Origin of the sequence: Phyllobacterium sp. CL33Tsu (genome assembly GCF_900113985.1) — a bacterium.
Classification (GTDB): domain Bacteria; phylum Pseudomonadota; class Alphaproteobacteria; order Rhizobiales; family Rhizobiaceae; genus Phyllobacterium; species Phyllobacterium pellucidum.
This window is the reverse complement of the sequence record NZ_FORJ01000008.1, coordinates 82,475-104,247: the sequence shown is the minus strand read 5'-3', so window position 1 is coordinate 104,247 and position 21,773 is coordinate 82,475. Positions and strand designations below refer to the sequence as shown.

The window sequence follows — 21,773 nt, the reverse complement described above, 5'->3', positions numbered from 1 at the left end:
TCGCCATGAGTTGTTCAACTACCTTTTTAGATTGACCAGCACGTCCATCAGGTCCGCACCCGTCTGGAAGACCTTGGAATTCGCCGTATAGTTGCGCTGGGCCTCGATCATGTCGGTCAGATCCTGCGCGATGTCGGCCGTCGACTGTTCGAGCGCACCCGAATTCAGATTGCCGAAGCTGCCCGTGCCGGGGAATCCAACCTGGATGTCGCCGGAGTCAGCACTCGGCGAGAACACGTTGCCGGACATGACGAGCAGGTTGTCGGGACTTGGGACGTCGGCGAGCGCGATCTTGTAGATCGCCCGCTTGGCGCCGTTCTTGTAGATCGCCATAACGGTGCCATCAGCACCGATGTCGACATTGTCGATCGGGCTCGGAGAGTTGCCGTCAACCTTGACCTGGATAGGGGTATAATCGCCTGCAAGCTGTTTCGTCGCGGAGAAATCGATCTCGAGCGCCTGGCCATTTGGGACATTGATCGAGATGGACTGGTCGGTGGAGTTCAGCTTTCCGGTCACCGCGTCGAACGTATAGTTCTCGGTCGTCAGCGGCGTTGCCGGCGTATAGGGGAAGCCGCCCGAGGCCGCCGCATTGGCATGGTCATAGGCCGCGACTTCCCAGGCATTATCTGCGGTCTTGGTGAAATAGAGGTCGACGACCACGACATTGCCGAGATTATCGAATGTCTGGATCGACGTTTTCGCCGTGTACTTGGCCGAGGCGGTGGCGTTCGCCGGCGGACGGTCAGCTGCTGCCACGATGTCCGCGCCTGCCGGAAGATTGGCGGTGAAGATACCGGTCCGACTGGGATCCGCGATGAGGTCGTTCTGGGCAATGCTGATTTTTTCGAGACCCTGGTAGCCGTTGGCGACAGGATTTACGTTGCCGTTGGTGATTGGATAGCCCATCAGGTAATAGCCCGCCGTATTCACCAGGTTGCCCTGCGGGTCCGGGACGAATGAACCTGCACGCGTTAGGTACGGCGTGCCGCTCGAATTGCTGACGATGAGAAAACCCTTCCCCTGCAGGGCGAGGTCGGTCGAAGAGGTCGTGTAACGCAGGGACCCATCTTCGGAAATGTGGTGGCGGACCGTGGTTTCGATGCCACCCGAATTATACTCGCCGCCCGAGCTTGGCAGCACGAGCGAGGAAAACTCGGTGCTTGCCCGCTTGTAGCCGGTCGTACTGGAATTGGCGATGTTGTCCGATACGGCCGACAGGCGGTTGGCCTGGCCGTTCATGCCCGAAATGCCGGTTCGCATCATTCCATAGAGGCTCATATCCGTCTCCTTGCGTCACACCTTGCGTACAAGATCGTTATCCTGCGATTCTTGCGCGAAGCTGACGCCTTGTAGTCCTTTGGGATTAAGGGGTTCGGCGCTTCCGCTACTGGCGAATACAGCGCCTAGTCGAGATTGATGCTGTATCCGAGGAAGCGTTTCGAATCGATCGGGTCGTAGCCGAGCTGCTCGCGCAATTTCTTGCGCAATTTGCTGATATGGCTCTCGACCACGCTCTCTTCGACATCGCTGTCGAAAATGCCGTAGATGGCGCTGAATATCTGCGCCTTGTTGAGCCGGCGGCCACGGTTGGCGATCAGGTATTCAAGGATACGGCGCTCGCGTCGCGGCAAGGAGAAATCGATGCCGTTGACCTGCGGATCGCGCCCGTCCGAAAAGACCCGGATTGGGCCGATCTGCGTACCGGCGTCACCGTTGCCGTAACGGCGGCGGATCGCGTTGATGCGCGCCAGGATTTCCCGCACGTGCATCGGCTTGCGGACGACGTCGTCGACGCCTGCCTGAAAAAGCTCCAGTGTATGCTCGAGAGACTGTGTCTCGTTGACGGCGATAACCGGTGCCGCACAGCGTTCACGAATTTTGTGTGGAAACTTGTTCCGATCGGCGCATTCCCCTAGCAGAAATGCTTCGACGGCCATAATGTCGTTCTCCTGAACAGTGGCGACCCAGTCGCCAAAATCGTCAGGAGCAAAGCCGGTTGTCGTAATGCCCTCGCGGGCGAACCACGCAGAATACCCACTCGTCACCAAACTTCGTTCGTCGACGACTACGATCACAACCCCACCTTTCGAATCAATAAGTTGCCCCAAGCAACACACAACTAGCGGTGGTGGTGACTCGTGGACAATTCCCAAGAAATAGACCCCAATTTATAGGGAAGCGCTGGCCATTCCGAGCGTACGATTTTTCCTTGACTGTGTCCTGTTTTCTGATTCGTTTTTGGGTCAGAACAAGCTTCGCAAGAATCCCTTGAAGGGAATTCACGTTTTCTTACCAAGTGTTACGGGTCATGGTTGATTCTTGCCGCAGAACTGGCGTGCTTTCGAGGTCCAGTTACCGAAGCCACTGGCCACCATGTTTTCGATCACGCGGCAGACATAATATTGCTGGGCGGGATCATTGTTGGGCCCGGCGTGATAGCGGGCGACCGCCATAGTCCAGCTTCCCTCGCGCGAACGGAGCCCCTTTAGAAACCGCGCTGCATAGTCGACATTGGCCTTGGGATCGAGCAGTGCGGCGACGGAGGGAAATGCGTCCGCATGATAATGCTGGTTGATCTGCATGCAGCCGAGGTCGATGAGTTTGGCGCCCTGCATCTGTGCTTGGGCGAATTTGGCCGCTGCGGCGGCGGCAGACGGCATGAAGTATGGCGTGCCGTCGATATTCATGGCGTAAGGCTGGAGCGACTCCTTATGCCCGGTCTCGGTGAGGCCGACGGCATAGAGAATGCCGAGCGGAATGCCATACTTTCCCGACGCCCGGTGCATTTCGCGCTCGCAGAGGTTTTCGGATGATGCGGGGTTCGCGATGGCAAGAAGGCTAGACAACCAGACCGCGTGAAACGTGGCTTTCAATACCAAGCTTACCTGCTTTTTCCTCGCGCTCATCTGCTCTCGTGTCTCCCGGATATTGCTGGCCAGTCGATCCGCCCTGCTTGGCGCCTCCGGATGCCGCCTGTCCCTGCCCATAGGCCCGCGCATCCGCTTGTGGGTCCTGCCCGCCGGAATTGAGCTGGCCACCCTGAGCATTCGAAGTCGGGCTCGACCGGTCGATTACGGCGATCGTAATCGACGAGGTGTCGTCGCCAACACCTGCCAGTTTCAGAGCCTTGCCGAGGGCCTCATGATCACGGGCGAGATGTTCGGCCGCCACATTGTTCTCGGCGTTCAGCTGAATGTGCATGCCTTCGGACGTCAGCCGCAGCCGTGCTGTCACAGTGCCGAGTTCTATGGGTTGAAGCTGGATCACGAGCGTCCGCGTGGCGCTGGTGCTGCGATCGGAAATGACCTGGACATCGCTGATACCGGGACGCCCGGCAACCGGTGCGGCAGCGGCCGGCGTAAACGGCGTTGCGGTCCTGAGATCAGATTGGCCTCCAGCGCTCGCGTTCGCCATCGCAGCGTTTGTCGATGGCGCAGGAGAAGGCTCCGCCAGGCGGGGAACGCTTCGTTCCGTCGAAGGCGGCTGCGCGTTCGTTTCGCTCGCTTGCGGACGCGCGGAAGGCGGTGTGGCCGCAGGCGTAGCCTCTCCGTTGCGGAGCTGCGCGGCCTCGGTCTTCATCGGCGATGCTACCGCGCTTGTCTCAGACGCTTTGTCAGGCAATGCGGTTTCGGAGGACGCGTCGCCGACGGGTTTCACCGGAGTCGTATCGTTAATCAGCGCTGCTGCGTCGTCGACGCTGCTGGCCGCAAAGTGCGGGTCGGCTGTAGCGAGGGACTGGTCTTGCGCCTGCTGCTGATTCTGGAGCAATTTTTCAAGAGCCAACATGGTCTGGCCGAACACCCCCTGCCCGGCGGCGGGGCCAGTCGCGTCGTCGTTTTTGGCTTCGGCGTCTTTGTCCGGCGTATCGAGCACGCCGTCCTTCACCTCGCTCTTCCCGCGATGAAGTTTCGGCGCCGTCGTCTTAACCATGGTCTCGAAGTCGAGAGCCGCCTTGCCGTCCGCCGGCAACATCAGATCGACGGGGGATTCGCCGTTGCTGCTGTCCTTGATGCGGGCTCCGATCAGCGATTTCAACGGCATGTCGGCTCCAATGGTCATTTACCTGTCCTTCCGAGGAGCGCGTCGATAGCGTCTAGCTTCTTTCGGGTCTCGAGTACGAGTGGATCTGGCTCATCCGTGGTCGGCGCTGCGCTGGCCGCCGTTGGCGCGCTGGACTGCACACTGGCCTGTACCGGCGCGCTGCGGGCTGCCGACTTTGGCGGTGCCGCCAATTCGGGAATCGGTTGCGCCAGGATCCGGCTCGACATGGCAAGCGCTGCGTCCAGAAGCTTGGCATCGCGTTCGTGCAGGCGGTCGCGCGGCAGCTTCGACAGCATGAACTTCGCATCGCCGGTCTTGTCGGAGCCGACATTGCTGACTGCAAGATAGAGCTTGGCCTGTGTATCGTCGGTCTTGAGTTCGGCCGCCAATTTATCGGCTCGCTCCGAAACAAAACGAGCGCGTGCAAGATCGCCTGCGACCAGTGCTCCCCGCGCTATCCGCAGGTAGAGGGGCAGCCGCGCGCGCGGCCAGGCCAGTGCTGCGATCTCTTCGATTTCGTCGTTGCTGACGCGATCTTTCAACTCCATCAACGCGTCGACGAGCTGGCGGAAGAAATCTTCCGAATAGGGCGAATAGGAAAAACGCTGCAGGTAGTTGCGGGCGAGAAGCCTGACCTTGTCCTTGTCGCCGAGGCGAGCGGCGATCGTCAGTCCGCGGCGCAGCGCCGCTTCCTCAAGGAGCGTGCCCGGCGCATTGAGCCGGATATAATCCAGACGCTTCAGCGCTGTTCCAGCATCGATGGCGGCAAGCTGGGTGGCGGTCACGAGATAGATCGAAGCGACGAGTTCGCTTGGAACATTTGGCGGAATTTCCTGGAAGTTCTCGACAAAGTGCAGCGTGTCGCCGTCAGCATAGGCCAGTGAGCCGGCGACCAGCTTGGGGTCGACCTGGTCAAGCTTCGCCGATGCCAGGATCGCGCGCACCACCTCCGGGTTACCGCCGTTCAAGAGGTAAACGAAGATCGCATAGGCATTTGCCGGCTTCTGCCAGACTTCGGGCTTTGCCGCCCGCAGCTGTTCGGCGATATGGCCGAGCACCCGATTGAGCATCGGCAAGGCTTCCGGCTTGCCGGACGCGACCTGATCCTGCAACATCCGCATGGAGCGCACGAGGAGATAGGGTTCGGGCGTCGGCAGATTGACCTGCGCGGCCGCGCCGGCAAGCGGCAAGCTGAAAAAGCCGAAGACCAGCCAATGGATCGCGCGCCCTGCCCTCATCTGGACCCCGTCTTCAGGAAGATGTCGATACGCCGGTTCTGAGCCGCATATGGGTCGGACGCGATCTTCGGATCGCGGTCAGCGTAACCCTCGACGCGTAGAACGCGCTTGGCGTCGAGGCCCTTGCGGGTCAGCATGTAATAGGCCATCTGCGCCCGGGCGGATGAGAGCCGCCAGTTGTCGTAGGTATCGCTCTTGAATGGCCGGCTGTCCGTATGTCCGCTGATGACGACCTCGCCGTCGCGTTTCCCGATGATCTTGGCGATTTCGTCGATTACCTGGATGACGCGTTTGTCGGGCTTGGCCGATCCGATGGCGAACATGCCGTAATCGACCTTGTCGGTCAGCTGGATAAGCAAGCCGTCATTCCTGGCGACGACGGTGATGTCTGGCGCCTTGGCATCGCTGGCTGCACCGGTTTTCTTGGCGATTTCGGTGGCAAGCTCCCGCGCCGATTCAACCTGTGCGGCATCCGGTGCTTTTTCATCCTTTGAAGGAGCAGCCGGTGTTTCGGCGGTGACGGGAGGCTTGGCCTCCGGCTGATCGGGCGCCGATTTTGCCTCGCCCGCGGCGATGCGTTTCTCGAGCGCCGCCTGCTGGGCATCGGCATCGGCCTTGGCATTCGACGCCGATATCCTTTGCTCCTGCGAAGGCGGCGGGACGGCGGGGCTATCGGTCAGCGGGAAAATGTCGTCCTCGACATGGGTCGACCAGTAATTTGGATTGAACGGATCGCGGTAGGCGTCGCCACCCTTGGCGCCCGTCGAAGGGCCGGCCTGGCTCGAGCCGCCTTCGCCCTTGGCAGAGCGGTTCTGGAGAACGCCGGAGTCGGTGGCGATCTCGGCGAGAACCGCATAAGGATCTTTGAAAATCTGCCGCTCCTCACGTTCGGGGACGGGCTCGACCTGTTTTTCGTTGCGGGCGCTCTTGGTAATGGGATCGACGGATTCGGGCCGCTCGAAGCGAACCTTGCCCTCCTCGTTGTCGATCTCCTCGATGCCCTTCGGCTGCGCCTGCCGGTCCATCAGCTTTACAGGATTGAAGTAGCTGGCAACGGCGGCCTTCGTCTCCTCATTGGCGGCATTGATCAGCCACATGACGAGGAAGAACGCCATCATCGCCGTCATGAAGTCGGCATAGGCGATCTTCCAGACGCCGCCATGGTGGCCTTCCTCACCGTCGCCGCGACCGCGCCGGACGATGACGATTTCGCGATGCGTTTCAGGGTCGATGTTCATCGGGTTTGGTCCTTCAACGCGTCGATCAGGTGGCCGAGGCGTGTTTCGATCACGACATCATCGAGTTTCATCGTTAGCTCGGATTGGTTTGCCTCGCGGAACGTAAATCGGATCGCATCGATCTCCGGTCGAGTTCGCAGCGCGTCAAGCAGGTAGCGAGGCCCGGTTACGTCGATAAGAATGCCTTCGAGCCCTTTTGTAAGGCGCTCGAGTTCACCGACAAAACCACTTATCGCCCGTTCACGCAGGCTCGCCTCGACGAGAGGAGTGAGCGCAGCTGCAAGGGAACCGGAAAGATCTGCAGCAATACCTGACAAGCCATCGGCAAGTTGCGCGGCAAGGCGCGCGCCCGTATCGGCAAGAAAGGCGGCATCCGCAGCGGCGAGTTGTTCCTGGAACTCGCGCTCCAGCCGGACTTTCTCGGCTTCGAAAAGTACCGCCGCTTCCGCCTGACCCGACTCCCGCCCGGCTGCGAAGGCTTCCTTCACCTTGAGTTCGTAGTCGATGATGTCGACGATTTCCTCGGCCGGCTCGATGACCTCGTCAAGCGCAGCCGCTCGCTCGCGAACACTGGTGAAAACCGTAACGCGATCTGGCGGCACCCGTTTCGGGGTAAAATCGGTAAGAACGCTGGCTAGGGATCGTGCGCTCATCTCAGGCGGCCTCGTGGACCCATTGCTTCAGGATCGCCGCGACCCTTTCCTCGTCCATGTCGATCATCTGTTCGAGACGATTCTGGGCAGGAACGCGCATGCGGCGCCTGAGTTCGCTAAGATCGTCATAGGGCATGCTTTGCTCGGAGCGAGCGGGCGCGACGGCAGGAAGATTTGCTGCCATTCCAACATTCGGGACAGCAAGCTCTGACACGCCGGCAACTTGCGGGACCTCCGCCGCCTTGCCCATTTCGCGCATCAAGGGCCGGACGCCAAGCCATAGAATGAGGGCAACGGCGGCGATGAGCGCAGCCGCGTTGACGAAGCTGCCGGCCTGGCGGAAGACCATTTCCGATATAGGCGCCGAGGTCGGCTGCAATTGCTCGTCGGTCGTTTCCATGAAGTTGACGGCGGTGACGTTGATGACGTCGCCGCGCTTCTGATCGAGGCCCGCCGCCGTTGCTACAAGCTCGGTGATCTTGGCGATCTGCTGGTCGACGAAATTGGCCGGCGGCGGCGTCGCGCCAGCCGTTTGCAGAAGGCGCGCCTGATCGATGACGACGGCGATCGACAGCCGCTTGATCTGGTAGCTGTCGCTGGTGGTCGATACGGTTTTCGAGTTCAGCTCGTAATTCGTCAATTCCTCGCGCTTGTCGGTCTTCTCCGACGAACTGTCTCCGTTCTTGCTGGCGATCTGTTCTTGCGGGATGTTCTGTTCGACACCGGTCGCATTATCGCTGGTCGAGTTCTGCGAATCGCCGCTCTCACGGACGACGCGAACCGAGCGCTCAACTCGGGACTCCGGATCGAATACCGTCTCATTGGTCTGTCGCTTGTCGGTATCGAGCGCCACCTGAACGCTCGTCTGGAAGTGTCCGACGCCGAGATAGGGGGCAAGCGCCTTGCGAATGTTTTCATCGACGGAGGCGGAGACATTCTGTTCAAGGGTCGCCGACATGACCGCACCGGCGCTCGTTCCGTCGTCCTTGGAAGCAAGGAGGCGGCCATTGGTATCAAGTATGGTCACTTCGGCGGCGGTCAGTTGCGGCACCGCGGCGGCCACAAGCTGGCGGATCGATTGGGCAGATTCGATCGCAAAGTCGCCCTCGGTACGGATGACGACCGAGGCGGATGGCGCCTGATCACCGCGGCGGAAACTTCCTTTCTCTGGAAGAACGATATGAACGCGCGCCGCCTTGATGCCGCGGATAGCCTGGATCGTGCGGGAAATCTCGCCTTCAAGCGCCCGTACCCGCGTGATTTCCTGCATGAACGAGGTAAGGCCGAGCGAGCCCATATTGTCGAAGAGCTCATAGCCGGCATTGTTGCTGGTGGGCAGACCCTTCTCCGCCAGGTACATGCGGGCCTGGTCGGCCTTGCCGAAGGGAACGAGAATCGACGTACCGTCGGATTTCACGTCGAAGGGGATGCCGGCTTCGCCGAGCGCCATGCCCATGCGGTTCACATCATCGCGGCTGAGGCCGACATAAAGCGTCTCGTACTGGGGACGATTGAGGTAGAAACTCGACACCAGAATTACGCTGAACAGCGTCACGCCAACGATGCCAAGGGCAATGAGCCGCCGCGCCCCGAGCTTCTTCAGCGCTCCAAACAGCTGCTCGAATGTGTGCCTGATATTCTTTTCCATCGATTCCCACCACGATCCCGTAACGGAACCATAGAGGTCGAAGCTTGCGCGAAGTTAGAGCCGCGCGAGACGATGTACCGATGAAAATTCTCCCGTAGTATCCGGCTAGTACCGATAGGCGATCTGCATTTGCTAGGCTTTCCTTCGTTGAAACCTTGGGAGGAAAAACATGCCAAGCGCCAAGATCCTTATGATTACCGGTGACTATACAGAAGATTACGAGACGATGGTGCCGTTCCAGACACTGCTTGCCTGCGGCCATACGGTGCATGCGGTCTGTCCGGGGAAAAAGGCCGGCGACACGGTCGCAACGGCCATTCACGATTTCGAAGGCGACCAGACCTACTCCGAAAAACGCGGCCACAACTTCGCACTCAACGCGACGTTCGCCGAGATCCGTCCCGAGGATTACGATGCGCTTGTCATTCCCGGCGGACGGGCGCCGGAATATCTTCGGCTCGATCCGAACGTGATCAAGGCCGTCCGCCACTTCTTCGACGCCGACAAGCCGGTTGCCGCGATCTGCCATGGCGCCCAGCTTCTTGCCGCAGCCGGGGTAATCGAGGGGCGCAAATGCTCGGCCTATCCCGCATGCCGTCCCGAAGTCGAACTTGCGGGCGGAAAGTTTGCGGAGATCGCCATCAACGATGCCGTTACCGATGGCAAGCTCGTCACGGCGCCTGCTTGGCCGGCCCACCCCGCCTGGCTCCAGCAGTTCATGGCTGTGCTCAATGCGTAAGCGCTGCTAAGCTCAATGGGCGTTTGCGGGTTTGGGAGGCAGCATGTGTGAATTATTCATCAAGGCGGATGCGCGTCTATGGGAAAGCACCACGCGCTCGCTGCGCATCGACGGCATGGTCACCAGCGTGCGGCTCGAGAATTTCTTCTGGTCTAAACTGGAGGAAATTGCACGGCGTGACGGAATGAACGTCGTGCAACTCATTACGCGGCTGCATCATGAGTCGATTGACGCCGGTCATGATCTCGGCAACTTCACGTCGTTCCTTCGCGTCTGCTGCGCGCGCTATCTCGATCTGCAGCTCTCGGGGGATATACCGAGAGATCTGGCCCAGCCGATTGCGGGTCTCAATGCCCGAGCGATTCTTGGCCGTGAACGCGAAAAATATCACTGAGGTTAGCAAAACGAAAAAGCCCCGGATTTGAAGTCCGGGGCAAATTTCTTGTAACGATATTATTTATCCGATTAGCCGCGGAAGAGGGACAGGATGCTCTGGTTGCTCGAGTTTGCAATCGAGAGAGCCTGTACGCCGAGCTGCTGCTGAACCTGGAGAGCTGACAGACGAGCCGATTCCTTGTTCATGTCGGCATCGACGAGCTGGCCGACGCCGCGATCGATGGCGTCCATCAGGTTGTCAGTGAAAGCCTGCTGCGTGTCGATGCGGGTCTTGGCGGAACCCAAAGCGGCAGCCGCGTCCTTCATGGTGCCGATTGCAGTTTCAACGGCCGACGAGGTCGTTGCAGAAGTCAGGGCAGCTTCGAGGTCGAAAGCGGCAACTGACATGGTGGTGACGCCGGTACCGGACGTATAGCCCGTCACGATGCTTTGTGCGGTGCCACCGGTAGCAAGCAGATTGACGCCCTGGAAGGTTGCGCCCTTGGCCATTTCGACGATCTGAGCCTTGAACTGGGCAATGTCGGCATCAATAACGGTGCCGTCGGTGCCCGGAGTTTCCTTGGCAACATACTTTGCCTGGATCTTCTGAGCGAGGTCGATGGCGCTGTTGAGAGACGTGTAAGCCGTGTCAACGATCGAAGCACCTAGACCGAGGCCGTCCTTGACTGCGGACAAAGCCGTGTTCTGAGTGCGCATGCCGGTCGCAATCGACCAATAGGCGGCATTGTCAGAAGCCTGGGCAACGCGCTGGCCCGTAGCGATACGGTCCTGCGTCGTAGCAAGGTTCTTGTTCGTTGTGTTAAGCGTCTGCAGCGCGGTCATTGCCGACGCATTGGTAAGAATGCTGGTCATGGAAGTAGGTCCCTGATGAGATACAAAGAAGGGGACATACCGGGTTTTCACCGGTGTGACGGAGCGGCCTGATGCCTATTGCCCTGAAGGCAACCCGTCATATTGTGATCAGTACGTCTAATGTATTACCGTTTTAATAACAAGGTCCTATGGATTTTATCTAATATGAAAATTCCGCCGGCGAATGGAATTTTCGCCGGCTAACGGACGTTTCACGTATAGGAGCGGATCAGGCTCCCGACGAGGATGTTCCATCCGTCTATCAGCACGAAAAACAGGATCTTGAACGGCAGGGAAAGTACCGTTGGCGGCAGCATCATCATGCCCATCGACATGGTCAAAGTTGCGACGATGAGGTCGATGACAAGAAACGGCAAAACGATCAGAAACCCGATTTCAAACCCGCGACGCAATTCGGAAATCATGAATGCCGGGATGAGAATGCGCAAATCGACGACACCGTCCGCCTTGGTGCGAAAGGATTCGTCGGCAAGGTCTTCGAACAGGCGGAGATCCTTATCGCGTACCTGCCGCAGCATGAATTCACGAAAGGGCGTCGTGATTTCATTCATCGCGACGTCCTGGGTGATCTGGTTGTTGACGAGCGGCTGGACACCGTTCTGCCACGCGCGATCGAACACGGGAGCCATGACGTAAAAGGTCATGAACAGCGCAAGGCTGATCATGACCAGATTTGCCGGTGTGGTCTGCAGACCAAGGCCTGCACGAAGCAGGGAAAATGCAATGGCAAAGCGGGTGAAGCTGGTCACCATGATCAGGAGGCCAGGCGCGATCGACAAGACCGTGAGCACCGCGAGCATCTGGATGATCTGGCCACTTGTCGAGGCGCTGCCGGGCGGCAGGAGCCCTTCGAGGATCGATGGCGTTTGGGCCATGGCGGTCCCGCCGAGTGCGAGGACCAGCAGAGGCGTCAGCAGACGTATTTTCATTCCATCACCAGCGCCCAGATATAGACTTTTTCGATCTTGCTCTCAGAGCGCATTTTCGCTCGCTCTTCGAGGTCCGTTCGCAGATATTCGAGCCCGGCCGGGCCACGAAGCTGCATAAGGTTGACCGTGCGCAGAAATGCCATGAAATCGCCGGTGATCGTCGCGGCAAGCTCGTCCGGAATTTTCTCGCCCGGCCGCGCCACAATGCCGGCTTCAAGCCGCAACCAGACATTCTGCGGAATTTTCACATTGGTGAGGATAGGCTTCAGTGGCACGACCGTTCCAAGCGGCATGTCCTCAGCTGCAGGCCTGCGAATGGTTTCGGTCGCCGACTCCGCCGCCTCGTCTTTCGCGAGGCCAAGCTTGCCGCCAAGGAACCATCCGCCGCCGGCAGCTATGAGGGTCAGGATGACGACAACGCCGATCAGGGCCACCAATGATGGACCCTTTGGTGGTGGTGTGGTTTCTTCGGCGACGGCGCTCATCGGTTTCGACCTTTAGAATGGTGCAACGGTGTCAAGGACTTGCTGTCCCCATGGCGGCTGCTGCACTTCGCTTTGCCGTCCGCGGCCTCCGTAGGAGATGCGCGCCTCCGCAATCTTGTCGTAAGAGATCGTATTGGAACCCGAGATGTCTCGCGGCCGCACGACGCCGGCGACGTTGAGGATACGCAACTCGTAGTTCACGCGGACTTCCTGCGATCCCTGGATCACCATATTGCCGTTCGGCAGGATGTTGGTGACAATCGCGGCGACGCGCAGGTCGATCTTCTCAGAACGCTCGATCTTGCCCTCGCCCTTCGATTTTGTATCCGAGTTCAGGTCGAGATTGCCGCTGATGTCGCCGCCCGAAATCCCGCTGCCGCTGATATCGGCCGTTGCGCCGTAGACTTGCGAGGAGGCGCGCGAACGATTCGACTTGTTGTCGAACTTCGCTTCCTCGTCGAGCCTGATGATGACCGTGAGCACGTCGCCGGGATTGGCCGCGCGCGGATCGCGGAAGAATCCCGCCTGGCGGTCTTGCCAGAGCGAATATTGCTGCGGCTTCGGCTGCGTCGGATAATAGGCGGGATCGGTGACGCTGAAAGTCTGGCCGACGCCTGCGCCCACCGGCGACATGGCTGGCGCCCGGTTGAGATCGCGGAAATTATTGGCGCAGCCGGCAAGGCCCATAAGGCTGGCGACCAAGATGAAGGAGGCCGCTTTTTTCATTGGGCGGTTCTTTCTTTTTGTGAAACGACGCGCGATCCGACAATGACACGCGCGAGCTTGGAGGCCTTATCGGGCGGCATCTCGTTGAGTATGACGCTCGATACGCGCGGATTGAGCTTGAGCAACAGCGCCGCTGCCGCTTCATCGCCGAGCAGCGCCATTTGCGCAGCGGCGGCATCTGGGCGCATCTTTGAAATGATGCCGACGAGCGAATCTTCGGCCTTGTCGACGAATTCATCGCGGCGCTTCAGCCAAACTTCATATTCCTGACGCTTGGCTTCGAGTTCCTGGATGCGGCTATCGACATCGGCGCGCAGTTGCTGAAGTTCGCGCGTTTGCATGGCGTAGCGCGCATCGGCGGCCTTGTCGTTGATGTTGGTGCAATAGCGGTCGATCTCCTGCGTGGCATCCTCGTGCCCTGCATCCTGGGCGCCTGCCACCCCGGCAAAGCTCAATGCCGCGCCTAGAATCATCCCGAAGAGGGCTCGATAGGCTCTACCCGAAGCCGTCCAGGCGTAACTCATTGCACCACCAGTTCCGCATGCAGGGCGCCCGCCGTCTTGATACCCTGCAGGATGGCGATGATGCCCTGAGGCTTCACGCCGATCTGGTTCAACCCCTTGACGAGACTTTCGAGATCAGTTCCACCGAGAACGCCGATATTGGACGTTTGCGTTGCCTGGATATCGGTATTGGGCTCGACCGCGGTCACGCCATCGCTGAAGGGCTCAGGCTGGACGACCATCGGCGTTTCCGTAACGCGCACCGAAAGGCTGCCGTGGCTGATGGCGACACGCGAGATGCGCACCTTTTCGCCGATCACGACGGTGCCGGTGCGCTCGTCGACGACTACGCGTGCAACCTCGTCCGTCGGGACGGGGAGACCTTCGATCTCGGCAACGAAGCGGGTGGCCGAGATGTCTTTCGGCTTGCGCAGGCGGATCGATTTCGAATCCCGCTCCTTGGCGACCGGCTGTTTGTAGCGGCGCTTGGCGAAGGCATTGATCGTGTCGGTGATGCGGACGGCGGTCGTAAAGTCTGCCTCACGCAGCTCAACCACCAATTCGTCCTGGCCGAAGTTGCCGGTGACTTCCTTTTCAACAAGGGCGCCGTTTGGGATGCGGCTGCTGGTCGGAACGCCCTGTGTCAGGCTCGCCGCATCGCCCGATGCGGAAAAGCCGGAAACGACGAGATTGCCTTGCGCAACGGCATAGTTCTGCCCGTCCGCGGCGGCAAGGGCCGTCATGACCAGTGTGCCCCCGGCGAGCGAAGTGGCATCGCCGAGCGACGACACCGTGACGTCGATACGCGAACCGCGCCCGGCGAAGGGCGGGAGGTTTGCTGTGACGATGACGGCTGCAATATTCTTGACGCGCGAGGCTCCGGGAGGCGGACTGATGCCAAGATTGTCGAGCATGGCGCGCATCGACTGTTCGGTGAACGGCGCATTGCGCAGGCTGTCGCCAGTACCATTGAGGCCGATGACAAGACCATAGCCGACGAGCTGGTTCTCGCGGACGCCCTGGATATTGGCGATGTCCTTGAGGCGTGCGATCGCACCGCCCTCGCCCAGCGGCGACGCGGCACTGCCCCAGCGCTCGGCTTCGTTCTCGGCGCGGCGCCAGGCAGCGTTGGCTTCGGCAGGGGTTTTATAGCCTTTGTCGTTGGACTCGCCAGCATTGGCCGCAATCGTCCCGGTAAGAATGAAGGCAAGGAGTAAGGCGAGAAGCCGCATTATTGCATCCCGACCTGAATCGAGCCGTCGGCTAGTACCGTGCCGGTCACGATGATGCCACTGTCGACGTTGCGTACCTTGACGAAATCGCCGGCGTGGCCCGGCTCCATCGCCACGCCCTTTGCGCTGATGACGAGAGAGCCGGTGTTGTAGACCAGAGGAACCGCAACGCCGCGCTGGATAAGGTCGGGCTCGTTGACGGCGGTCACCAGGATAGGCTGCCCCGGCAGCAGCGTCCGTCGCGCAACCTTGCCGACGAGCTGATTGACGTGGAGCACGTAATTGCCGGCAGCGCTGGCCTTGATGGTGAAGATCTTTTCGGACAGACCCTCATTGCCGATGGTCTGGCCGGGGTAGATAATTTGCGACGGCACGATGAACGCAATACGCTCGGCCATCGCGCCGGTGGCATGGACCATGGCCCATAGCGCGAGCGCGATGCCGACTGCGATGTTTGCGAATGTGCGTCCTGCTGCCGTCATGATTATCCTCAGCCGCCAAGATTCTTCGAGACGACCGATGCCATTTCATCGGCGGCCTGGATGACCTTGGAGTTCATCTCGTAGGCGCGCTGTGCGGTAATGAGATCCGTGATCTCCTTGACCGGATCGACATTCGAGCTCTCGAGATAACCCTGCTTGAGCGTACCGAAGCCGGGATCGCCCGGAACGCCAACCACGGCGTCGCCGGAAGCATCGGTCTGGCGGAAGAGATTGTCCCCGAGCGGTTCGAGGCCGGCTTCGTTGGCGAAATTGGCGATCTGCAGCTGGCCGAGGTTCACGAGCTGCGTCTGGTCGGCCATCTTGGCAAAGACCTGCCCGGTTTCCGTGATCTTCACCTCGACCGCATCCGTCGGAACGACGATATTAGGTTCGACGAGGTTGCCGTCGAGTGTCACGAGCTGTCCCGTATCATTCGTGTTGAAAGCGCCGGCGCGGCTGTAGAGCGTTTCGCCGGCGGCGTTCTGGATTTGAAACCAGCCGCGCCCGACCATGGCGACGTCGAAGGGATTGCCGGTCTGATTCAGCGCGCCCTGGATATGCAGGTTGCGGACGGCCGATGTCTGCACGCCGAGGCCGACCATGGCGCCTTCCGGAACGACGCTCTGGTTCGAGGCATTGGGCACGCCGGCGCTGCGTTCGGCCTGATAGAGCAGGTCCGAGAACTCTGCCTTGGCGCGCTTGTAACCGGTCGTGTTGATATTGGCGATGTTGTTGGCAATCACTTCCAGGTTCAGCTGTTGGGCATTCATGCCGGTCGCAGCGATCGTGAGCGCTTTCATGGAATTTCTAATGCCCTTCCGGCCATGTCGGCCAAGTTCCGTTGATGTGCCTAGATCGGCATGCGGCTGATTTCGAGATAGGCCTGGACGATCTTGTCGCGGATGGCGATCGCCGTCTGGAGCGACTGCTCGGCATCCATGACGGCATTGACTACATCACGCGTCGGCACGTCGCCGGTCATGCTCTTCATTGACATCGCCTCGGCATTTTCGAGCTTGCCGCTGACCGATCCGGCGAGCTGCGAGAGAACGTTGTCGAAGGAAGGCCCGCCGGTGGTGGCTGCGGGCTGGACCTGAGAAGCCCCGCCGGTTCCCTGGCTCACCGTCTCGGTCAGTTTCGAAAGAGCGTTGCGGGTGGAAACACTGAGAAGTTGATCGATCATCAGGAATTCCTCAAGAGGTCGACGGTCATGGCAATGAGTTCGCGTGCTTGCTTGACCACCTGGAGATTGGCTTCATAGGAACGGTTCGCCTCGCGCATGTCCGCCATTTCGACGACCATGCTGACGTTCGGATATTTGACGTAGCCGCGCGAATCTGCGGCCGGGTGGCTGGGATCGTACTCTTCGACGAACTCGGAGGTGTCCTTGCCGACCTCGGCAATACGTACGGTTTCGACGCCGGTGCTTCGATCGAGTTCGGTGGCGAACGATACGGTCTTGCGGCGGTAAGGGTCGCCGCCGGCTGTCTTGGCCGTCGACTGGGCATTGGCAAGGTTTTCCGAAACGATGCGCAGCCGCGTCGATTGGGCGTTGAGACCGGAAGCGGCAACTTTGAGGGCGGCCTGTAGCGGATCGGACATCGGCTTAGCTCTTTACCGAAGACAGCATCATTCGGTGAAACGCCTTCACGATGCTGGTGTTGAGCGCAAACTGTCGGTTGACCTCACCGGATTTTACCATCTCGCTTTCGAGGCTGACGGTGTTTTTCGAGTGGTTCTGCTCGGCAACCGCATCCTTGCGCATGGTGGTTGCTGCAATTCCGGACGCGTCGATTTCGAGGTGTTTCGGATTGGTCGCAGTCATCGTCAACTGCGTCTGCTGCAGCACGTCCTTGAACGGTTCGACGTCCCGCGCCTTGAAGCCGGGCGTATTGGCGTTGGCAACGTTGCCGGCAACGGCCGCTTGCCGCACCGACAGCCATTCGGCCTGACGCGATGCCAGTTCGAACAGATGGATTCCCTGCATGTCTTCCTCGCACGTCAGAAGCGCTTAATCTTTGCTTAACCTACGCTGCCAAACTTGCGTGAGACTTGCGGCCCGAGCCAGCTTCGGAACTTCTGTCGTTGGCTCGAGTCAGTTGGTTCGGGTGATGACGTCGCCATCGGAGGTCTTGATCGAGAAGCTGCCCGGATCGGCGCCGCGCTCGATGGCGACAAGCGTGCTTCCATCCGGCAAAGGCGAGCCTTTTTCGACGAACCAGTAGCCGCTTTCGTCCTCGATCATCACCAGGCCGCCTACAACCTCGCGCAGCAGGAATACCGGTTTGCCGGGGAAAGGCTGCTTGCTCGCCTCCTCGATCTGCTTGAGCCTCTCACCGGTGAGTTCCGCAGTCGTGGCCGTGGTCATCGCATCGACGCCTTCTCCGGTTTGCGCCTGTGCCGAGCCGCGATTGCCGTGCGTTTCCCTTACAACCTTTTGATTGGTCCGATTGAGGGGGTCACGCACCGTTATTCCGGAAGCAAGCGGCTTTGGCCGCGCATCGAGAATGTCGTAATACATGACGAAGGGGAGCACGGCGCAGATCGTGGCGAGCACGATGCCGGCGCCCTTCAGATAGCCGTCGAATCGCTTGTCACGGACGCGCACTGGTGGCGGGTCAATCGCGTCTGCCTTGCCTGACGCCTGACGCTTCGTGTCGCTGGGCTTCATGATGGCTCCTTTGGTCTCAGCGCGGCGGCGAGATCGCTGTAGGGATCGTTCGACAGGGGCGATGCCGGCGTTTGCTGCATGGCATGGTATATGAGCGGAACGAGTGTGACCGCCTGGTCGATATGCGGATCGTTGCCTGCCTGATAGGCACCGATCATGCGCAGGTCGCGCGTTTCCTCGAACCGCGCGATCAGACCCCGCAGGCTGGTCGCAAGCTTTGCCTGTTCGGGTGTCCAGTTGTGCTGCGCGAGGCGCGAAATCGAACTCAGGATATCGACTGCGGGAAAACGGCCCTGCGCGGCAATGGCCCGGTCGAGTACGATATGCCCGTCGAGCGTGCCGCGGATTGCATCGGCAACAGGATCATTATGGTCGTCGCCGTCAACAAGGACCGCATAGATGCCTGTGATCGTGCCTTCGCCATCGAGCCCCGGTCCGGCCCGCTCGAGCAGGCGCGGCAACTGGCTGAACACGCTCGGCGGATAACCACGCGAAACCGAGGGTTCGCCGGCCGCAATCGCGATCTCGCGTGCGGCATGGGCGAAGCGGGTAATCGAATCGACGATAAGCAGAACATTGTCACCGTGATCGCGGAAATACTCGGCGATGGCCGTCGCGGTGTTTGGCGCAAGCCGCCGCATCATCGGGCTTTCGTCGCCCGTCGAGACAACCGCAATCGTCTTGTCGAGCTTGCCCGCCATCGTGTCTTCGAGCATGTCGCGTACTTCGCGGCCACGTTCGCCGGTAAGCGCAAGGACGACGGTGTCGAAGTCGGCGGCCCGCGTCATCATGGCGAGCAATGTCGATTTGCCGACGCCGGAGCCCGCAAAGATACCCATGCGCTGCCCGAAGCACATCGGGACGAAGACGTCGACGACGTTAACGCCGCAGCGCAGTCCCTTTTCGACGCGGCCGCGCTCCATGGCCATCGGCGCAGCGCGATCCACAGGCACGGCCTCGCTTCCCGCTGCGAGTAGCCCCTTGCCGTCAAGCGGTTCCCCAAGCGCGTTGATGACCCTGCCCTTCCAGCTTGCCGCTGGCGACAGGCGCAGTTGTCCCTCCGGAAAGACCGGCGTTCCGAGTGAAGGCACGATGCGGTCATCGAATGGCTTGATCAGCACGCGCTTCTGTTCGAGGCGGACGACTTCCGCCGGGCGCAAACCTTCGGTGGTCCGGATCATCACCATGTCGCCGAGCTGCGTGCAGTCGGAAATGCCGCGCACGCCGATCGCCGAGCGGGAGACATCCTCGACATAGCCGCCGGTCGCCACGGCGCGTTCGCCTGTCGCCTTTGAAATCAGGCGGGCCAGCGCGTCGAGATTGCCCTTTCGCTCAGCTATGGTCTGAAGTGCGTCTTCGAATGCGCGCATGAGCTAGCTATCGGGGGCCTAAGGGATGGCTCATGTGCTGGACCCGAGGGTCCTGACGGCATCCTTGAACGTGTTCTCGCTACCGCGCAGCAGCGCATCGACGCGTTCGAAGGCGCGGGAGACATTCATCAGGCGTGTCATTTCGCTGATGGCGTCGACGTTCGACCCCTCGATAGCGCCCTGGATTACACCAGCATCCGGATTGTCGATCGCCGGCTGCGCCGCAACACTTGGAATGACAGCTGAATTGTCGAAGTAAGTGAGCTTCGCATTCGGATCGATCGTGAACAGTCCGATCACGCCAAGCTGGCGGCCGTTTTGGGTAACTGTTCCGGAAGGCGAAATCTGCGGCGGGCCACCATTGGGATCAATCGTAAGCGGTTGGCCGCCGGCATCGAGAATTGGGTAGCCCTTGACCGACAGGAGTTCGCCGGTTGTCGACATCTGCATGCGCCCGTCGCGGGTGAAAACCTGTCCGGCGGGGGATTGCAGGGAAAACCACACATTGCCTTTGGCAGCGACGTCGAGCGGATTGCCGGTCTGGGTAATCGGCCCTGCCTCGGTCTTGATGAAGCTTTCGCCGGCGCTGACGAAGCTCGAATTCTCGGCCGCCTTCGAAACCATGACGTCGAATTTCATGCCGGTGGCGCGAAAGCCTGGCGTCGACATGTTCGCGACATTGTGCGCCAGCGCGTCCATGCGCCGTTCAAGCGAGATTTGCGAAGACAGGCCAACATAGATCGAATTTTCCATCAGCGGCCACCAAGCTTGAACGACTGCAGCGTTGTCAGGATGCTGTCGGCGATGCCGATCTGCGTGGAACCGCCGACGAGCAGCGACGGTATGCTGGTCGAGGTCGAAGGGTTTTTCATCTCATACATCGCGGTGAAGCGCGTGATCAGCTTGGCGAGCTTGGCGGGGTCCTTGAGGTCCGCCAGGTTCAGCTTGTCCTCGACCATCTTGGCCTGGCGGTCGATGTCCATGCCGGATGTCTGCGCAGGGATCGAGAAAGTGGTCTGAAAGACCTCAAGCAGCGCTTTGTCGCCAAGAATCTCGTAGGCGTTGGTAATCGCGGGCGCCTTGCGGGCGAAATAGAGCGCCAGACGAACCCCCTCATTCTGTTGGCCAGTCTCCACCTCGAGTGTCTGGCGGACATATTTGTCGACGATCGGCTGCAGCGTTCCTGGCTGGCTCGTGGCCTTGTCGCCGTACTTCACGAAGTTGAACGCGGTCGCAAGCTCCTTGTAGCGCCCGTCATTGAGTTTGTTGGCGAAAGCCTCGTTGCTGTCGATGCCCTCGGTCAACACCTTGCGGATGAACGCCTTGGCATAGGCCATGTCACCAAGGCCGAATGACTTCAATGCAAAATTGTAGAGCCGCGTGTCCTTCATGAAATCGTCGACGGATTTCACGTTCTGGATGTTCTTCAGGTAGTACTCGCTGTCGCGCTTGACCGCGGGTTCTGCAGATACACGGGCAAGTGACCGCGGCAAATCCTTAGCGATCAGGGTGTAGCTCGTCAAAGTGTTCATGATGCGCCTTTCCCGAAGGGTTTGCGCATGTGTCGCAGACCAAGCTTGCCTGAAGCTGTCCGCGCCGTCCCTCCAATCCTGCAAGGTTCACACAAGCCGCAACTGCTAGCTCTTGGCTTCGAACCTGCGGGAGAGTGACTTGGGTATTCTTATTGGACTGGTCGTGACGATGGGGTGTCTGCTTGGCGGATTTATCGCCATGGGCGGACATGTCGCCGTTCTTATGCAGCCATGGGAATTCGTCATCATCGGCGGCTCCGCCTTCGGCACCTTCCTCGTTGCCAATCCGTTTTCAGCGGTCAAGGATACGGGCCGCGCCTGCATGGAAGCGTTCACCAACAAGATCCCCAAACAACGCGATTATCTGGACGTCCTCGGCGTGCTCTACGCATTGATGCGCGAGCTGCGCGCGAAATCGCGCAACGAAGTCGAAGTTCACATCGACAATCCAACGGAATCGCCGATCTTTCAGGCGTTTCCGAGTGTGCTGAAGAATCACGACCTGACGAACTTCATCTGCGACTACTGTCGCCTCATCATCATCGGCAATGCCCGGTCGCATGAGATCGAAGCGCTCATGGATGAAGAACTCCACACGATCGCCCGCGACAAGCTGAAGCCATACAACGCCATGGTCGCCGTATCGGAAGGCCTGCCGGCGCTCGGCATCGTTGCCGCCGTGCTCGGGGTCATCAAGGCGATGGGCGCGCTCAATGAATCGCCGGAAATTCTCGGCCATTTGATCGGCGCCGCGTTGGTCGGCACCTTTGCCGGCATTTTCCTTTCCTACGGTGTCGTCGGTCCGATCGCTACGAAGATCAAGACGACGCGCGAGAAGCAGAACCGCCTCTACATGATCGTGAAGCAGACGCTGCTTGCCTACATGAACGGCGCCCTGCCCCAGATCGCGCTCGAATACGGACGCAAGACGATCTCGGCCTATGACCGTCCGTCGATCGATGTGGTCGAGCAGGAGACGTTGTCCCCGGCGCCGATGCAGCAGGCAGCATAGGG

The 21,773-nt window shown here is 60.0% G+C and carries 26 protein-coding genes; 3 read left to right on the top strand and 23 right to left on the bottom strand.

Features of this window, described 5'->3' with window-relative positions; all coding sequences use genetic code 11:
- Positions 1-18 precede the first annotated feature (18 nt).
- From BM074_RS21170 to fliF, 8 genes are all read right to left on the bottom strand, one after another.
- Positions 19-1,281: a flagellar hook protein FlgE gene (locus tag BM074_RS21170; RefSeq protein WP_027233071.1), complete on the bottom strand. Its 1,263-nt coding sequence runs from the start codon at positions 1,279-1,281 to the stop codon at positions 19-21.
- A 125-nt stretch (positions 1,282-1,406) separates the two neighbouring features.
- Positions 1,407-2,078 (bottom strand): flagellar transcriptional regulator FtcR, encoded by a 672-nt coding sequence (locus BM074_RS21165; protein WP_027233072.1) that lies wholly within the window; start codon positions 2,076-2,078, stop codon positions 1,407-1,409.
- Between the two features lie 231 nt (positions 2,079-2,309).
- Positions 2,310-2,909 carry a transglycosylase SLT domain-containing protein gene (locus tag BM074_RS21160; RefSeq protein ID WP_091925108.1) on the bottom strand — a complete coding sequence of 200 codons (600 nt, stop codon included), beginning with the start codon at positions 2,907-2,909 and terminating at the stop codon, positions 2,310-2,312.
- The gene (locus tag BM074_RS21155) at positions 2,842-4,062 is read right to left on the bottom strand and encodes a flagellar hook-length control protein FliK (protein ID WP_091925105.1); all 1,221 of its coding nucleotides are present in this window, start codon (positions 4,060-4,062) and stop codon (positions 2,842-2,844) included. Before BM074_RS21155 ends, BM074_RS21160 begins: the two co-directional genes overlap by 68 nt.
- Positions 4,059-5,282, bottom strand: coding sequence for a chemotaxis protein MotC (locus tag BM074_RS21150; RefSeq protein WP_228020285.1), 1,224 nt, complete (start codon positions 5,280-5,282; stop codon positions 4,059-4,061). The genes BM074_RS21155 and BM074_RS21150 overlap by 4 nt, the downstream gene beginning before the upstream one ends.
- Positions 5,279-6,520 carry a MotB family protein gene (locus tag BM074_RS21145; RefSeq protein WP_091925103.1) on the bottom strand — a complete coding sequence of 414 codons (1,242 nt, stop codon included), beginning with the start codon at positions 6,518-6,520 and terminating at the stop codon, positions 5,279-5,281. The genes BM074_RS21150 and BM074_RS21145 overlap by 4 nt, the downstream gene beginning before the upstream one ends.
- Positions 6,517-7,173: a hypothetical protein gene (locus BM074_RS21140; RefSeq protein ID WP_091925100.1), complete on the bottom strand. Its 657-nt coding sequence runs from the start codon at positions 7,171-7,173 to the stop codon at positions 6,517-6,519. Before BM074_RS21140 ends, BM074_RS21145 begins: the two co-directional genes overlap by 4 nt.
- Before the next feature lies 1 nt (position 7,174).
- Entirely contained in the window at positions 7,175-8,821 is a 1,647-nt protein-coding gene (gene fliF, locus BM074_RS21135) for a flagellar basal-body MS-ring/collar protein FliF (protein WP_091925097.1), read from the bottom strand.
- Between the two features lie 169 nt (positions 8,822-8,990).
- On the opposite strand from fliF, the gene BM074_RS21130 reads away from it, so the two are divergent.
- Together BM074_RS21130 and BM074_RS21125 are read left to right on the top strand one after the other, a co-directional pair.
- The gene (locus BM074_RS21130) at positions 8,991-9,560 is read left to right on the top strand and encodes a DJ-1/PfpI family protein (RefSeq protein WP_091925094.1); all 570 of its coding nucleotides are present in this window, start codon (positions 8,991-8,993) and stop codon (positions 9,558-9,560) included.
- Positions 9,561-9,603: 43 nt separating this feature from the next.
- Positions 9,604-9,954, top strand: coding sequence for a ribbon-helix-helix domain-containing protein (locus BM074_RS21125; protein ID WP_027233078.1), 351 nt, complete (start codon positions 9,604-9,606; stop codon positions 9,952-9,954).
- A 71-nt stretch (positions 9,955-10,025) separates the two neighbouring features.
- On the opposite strand, the gene BM074_RS21120 is transcribed toward BM074_RS21125, so the two are convergent.
- The 15 genes from BM074_RS21120 to BM074_RS21050 all read right to left on the bottom strand — a co-directional run bounded on the left by BM074_RS21120 (position 10,026) and on the right by BM074_RS21050 (position 20,762).
- Positions 10,026-10,808: a flagellin N-terminal helical domain-containing protein gene (locus BM074_RS21120; protein WP_027233079.1), complete on the bottom strand. Its 783-nt coding sequence runs from the start codon at positions 10,806-10,808 to the stop codon at positions 10,026-10,028.
- A 212-nt stretch (positions 10,809-11,020) separates the two neighbouring features.
- Entirely contained in the window at positions 11,021-11,758 is a 738-nt protein-coding gene (fliP, locus tag BM074_RS21115; protein WP_091925092.1) for a flagellar type III secretion system pore protein FliP, read from the bottom strand.
- Positions 11,755-12,243, bottom strand: a complete 489-nt coding sequence (locus BM074_RS21110; RefSeq protein WP_091925088.1) for a flagellar basal body-associated FliL family protein — start codon at positions 12,241-12,243, stop codon at positions 11,755-11,757. Before BM074_RS21110 ends, fliP begins: the two co-directional genes overlap by 4 nt.
- A gap of 12 nt (positions 12,244-12,255) precedes the next feature.
- A complete protein-coding gene (flgH, locus tag BM074_RS21105) occupies positions 12,256-12,969 on the bottom strand; it encodes a flagellar basal body L-ring protein FlgH (protein WP_027233082.1) in 714 nt (237 codons plus the stop codon).
- Entirely contained in the window at positions 12,966-13,493 is a 528-nt protein-coding gene (locus BM074_RS21100; RefSeq protein ID WP_343051287.1) for a MotE family protein, read from the bottom strand. Before BM074_RS21100 ends, flgH begins: the two co-directional genes overlap by 4 nt.
- Positions 13,490-14,704 (bottom strand): flagellar basal body P-ring protein FlgI, encoded by a 1,215-nt coding sequence (locus BM074_RS21095; protein WP_027233083.1) that lies wholly within the window; start codon positions 14,702-14,704, stop codon positions 13,490-13,492. Before BM074_RS21095 ends, BM074_RS21100 begins: the two co-directional genes overlap by 4 nt.
- Entirely contained in the window at positions 14,704-15,123 is a 420-nt protein-coding gene (gene flgA / locus BM074_RS21090) for a flagellar basal body P-ring formation chaperone FlgA (protein WP_244533046.1), read from the bottom strand. Before flgA ends, BM074_RS21095 begins: the two co-directional genes overlap by 1 nt.
- A gap of 71 nt (positions 15,124-15,194) precedes the next feature.
- Positions 15,195-15,986 (bottom strand): flagellar basal-body rod protein FlgG, encoded by a 792-nt coding sequence (gene flgG / locus BM074_RS21085; RefSeq protein WP_091925082.1) that lies wholly within the window; start codon positions 15,984-15,986, stop codon positions 15,195-15,197.
- Positions 15,987-16,036: 50 nt separating this feature from the next.
- Positions 16,037-16,369, bottom strand: a complete 333-nt coding sequence (locus BM074_RS21080) for a flagellar hook-basal body complex protein FliE (protein WP_027233086.1) — start codon at positions 16,367-16,369, stop codon at positions 16,037-16,039.
- Positions 16,369-16,788 (bottom strand): flagellar basal body rod protein FlgC, encoded by a 420-nt coding sequence (flgC, locus tag BM074_RS21075; RefSeq protein ID WP_027233087.1) that lies wholly within the window; start codon positions 16,786-16,788, stop codon positions 16,369-16,371. Before flgC ends, BM074_RS21080 begins: the two co-directional genes overlap by 1 nt.
- A gap of 4 nt (positions 16,789-16,792) precedes the next feature.
- Positions 16,793-17,173 (bottom strand): flagellar basal body rod protein FlgB, encoded by a 381-nt coding sequence (gene flgB / locus BM074_RS21070; protein ID WP_091925079.1) that lies wholly within the window; start codon positions 17,171-17,173, stop codon positions 16,793-16,795.
- A gap of 108 nt (positions 17,174-17,281) precedes the next feature.
- Complete coding sequence (locus tag BM074_RS21065; RefSeq protein ID WP_244533031.1) at positions 17,282-17,857, bottom strand: hypothetical protein; 576 nt, start codon at positions 17,855-17,857, stop codon at positions 17,282-17,284.
- Complete coding sequence (fliI, locus tag BM074_RS21060) at positions 17,854-19,227, bottom strand: flagellar protein export ATPase FliI (RefSeq protein ID WP_091925076.1); 1,374 nt, start codon at positions 19,225-19,227, stop codon at positions 17,854-17,856. Before fliI ends, BM074_RS21065 begins: the two co-directional genes overlap by 4 nt.
- A gap of 30 nt (positions 19,228-19,257) precedes the next feature.
- Positions 19,258-19,983, bottom strand: coding sequence for a flagellar basal-body rod protein FlgF (gene flgF / locus BM074_RS21055; RefSeq protein ID WP_091925073.1), 726 nt, complete (start codon positions 19,981-19,983; stop codon positions 19,258-19,260).
- Complete coding sequence (locus tag BM074_RS21050; protein ID WP_091925293.1) at positions 19,980-20,762, bottom strand: DUF1217 domain-containing protein; 783 nt, start codon at positions 20,760-20,762, stop codon at positions 19,980-19,982. Before BM074_RS21050 ends, flgF begins: the two co-directional genes overlap by 4 nt.
- A gap of 136 nt (positions 20,763-20,898) precedes the next feature.
- On the opposite strand from BM074_RS21050, the gene motA reads away from it, so the two are divergent.
- Positions 20,899-21,771: a flagellar motor stator protein MotA gene (motA, locus tag BM074_RS21045; protein ID WP_027233093.1), complete on the top strand. Its 873-nt coding sequence runs from the start codon at positions 20,899-20,901 to the stop codon at positions 21,769-21,771.
- The last annotated feature ends 2 nt before the right edge of the window (positions 21,772-21,773 follow it).

Bases quoted from the DNA above. Each gene is read 5' to 3' on its own strand.
- BM074_RS21125 (WP_027233078.1), top strand. From the start codon at position 9,604: ATGTGTGAATTATTCATCAAGGCGGATGCGCGTCTATGGGAAAGCACC.
- flgH (WP_027233082.1), bottom strand. From the start codon at position 12,969: ATGAAAAAAGCGGCCTCCTTCATCTTGGTCGCCAGCCTTATGGGCCTT.
- fliF (WP_091925097.1), bottom strand. From the start codon at position 8,821: ATGGAAAAGAATATCAGGCACACATTCGAGCAGCTGTTTGGAGCGCTG.
- BM074_RS21140 (WP_091925100.1), bottom strand. From the start codon at position 7,173: ATGAGCGCACGATCCCTAGCCAGCGTTCTTACCGATTTTACCCCGAAA.
- BM074_RS21095 (WP_027233083.1), bottom strand. From the start codon at position 14,704: ATGCGGCTTCTCGCCTTACTCCTTGCCTTCATTCTTACCGGGACGATT.
- BM074_RS21080 (WP_027233086.1), bottom strand. From the start codon at position 16,369: ATGATCGATCAACTTCTCAGTGTTTCCACCCGCAACGCTCTTTCGAAA.
- flgG (WP_091925082.1), bottom strand. From the start codon at position 15,986: ATGAAAGCGCTCACGATCGCTGCGACCGGCATGAATGCCCAACAGCTG.
- BM074_RS21170 (WP_027233071.1), bottom strand. From the start codon at position 1,281: ATGAGCCTCTATGGAATGATGCGAACCGGCATTTCGGGCATGAACGGC.
- flgB (WP_091925079.1), bottom strand. From the start codon at position 17,173: ATGCAGGGAATCCATCTGTTCGAACTGGCATCGCGTCAGGCCGAATGG.
- flgA (WP_244533046.1), bottom strand. From the start codon at position 15,123: ATGGTCCATGCCACCGGCGCGATGGCCGAGCGTATTGCGTTCATCGTG.
- BM074_RS21155 (WP_091925105.1), bottom strand. From the start codon at position 4,062: ATGACCATTGGAGCCGACATGCCGTTGAAATCGCTGATCGGAGCCCGC.
- fliP (WP_091925092.1), bottom strand. From the start codon at position 11,758: ATGAAAATACGTCTGCTGACGCCTCTGCTGGTCCTCGCACTCGGCGGG.
- BM074_RS21120 (WP_027233079.1), bottom strand. From the start codon at position 10,808: ATGACCAGCATTCTTACCAATGCGTCGGCAATGACCGCGCTGCAGACG.
- fliI (WP_091925076.1), bottom strand. From the start codon at position 19,227: ATGCGCGCATTCGAAGACGCACTTCAGACCATAGCTGAGCGAAAGGGC.
- BM074_RS21160 (WP_091925108.1), bottom strand. From the start codon at position 2,909: ATGAGCGCGAGGAAAAAGCAGGTAAGCTTGGTATTGAAAGCCACGTTT.
- BM074_RS21110 (WP_091925088.1), bottom strand. From the start codon at position 12,243: ATGAGCGCCGTCGCCGAAGAAACCACACCACCACCAAAGGGTCCATCA.
- BM074_RS21130 (WP_091925094.1), top strand. From the start codon at position 8,991: ATGCCAAGCGCCAAGATCCTTATGATTACCGGTGACTATACAGAAGAT.
- BM074_RS21065 (WP_244533031.1), bottom strand. From the start codon at position 17,857: ATGAAGCCCAGCGACACGAAGCGTCAGGCGTCAGGCAAGGCAGACGCG.
- flgC (WP_027233087.1), bottom strand. From the start codon at position 16,788: ATGTCCGATCCGCTACAGGCCGCCCTCAAAGTTGCCGCTTCCGGTCTC.
- BM074_RS21150 (WP_228020285.1), bottom strand. From the start codon at position 5,282: ATGAGGGCAGGGCGCGCGATCCATTGGCTGGTCTTCGGCTTTTTCAGC.
- BM074_RS21100 (WP_343051287.1), bottom strand. From the start codon at position 13,493: ATGAGTTACGCCTGGACGGCTTCGGGTAGAGCCTATCGAGCCCTCTTC.
- BM074_RS21145 (WP_091925103.1), bottom strand. From the start codon at position 6,520: ATGAACATCGACCCTGAAACGCATCGCGAAATCGTCATCGTCCGGCGC.